Raw genomic sequence first — 283 nt, 5'->3', positions numbered from 1 at the left:
ATCCGAGCTCACCACACCTGCCTGACGCAGCTTCGATACGGCGTCATCGCGGCCACCTGCAAAATGCGCCTGCGCACGGCGGAGCATGTTCATCAGACCGCCCTGGCTGATCGTCAGACCGAACAGATCGGCAAACGCCCCCTGAAGCCGTTCGTAGGACAACGCCTGAAAGGTCTTCAGATAGGTCGCGATCGCATGGATCCGCGCGCCAAACGGCGTCCCCTTCGCCGCGTCCGGCAGCGCGGCCCTCACACGCATCCCGCACGATGGGCAGCGAACCGCC

Annotated in this window: 1 pseudogene; it reads right to left on the bottom strand. The window is 65.0% G+C overall.

Features of this window, described 5'->3' with window-relative positions:
- A pseudogene (locus tag L8F97_RS22530) lies at window positions 1–283 on the bottom strand (IS66 family transposase); the annotation flags it as partial.

This window comes from Sphingomonas sp. BAUL-RG-20F-R05-02 (genome assembly GCF_022662305.1).
Taxonomy (GTDB): Bacteria; Pseudomonadota; Alphaproteobacteria; order Sphingomonadales; family Sphingomonadaceae; genus Sphingomonas.
Note: the sequence above shows the minus strand (reverse complement) of the source record. Positions and strands in the feature narration are given on the sequence as shown.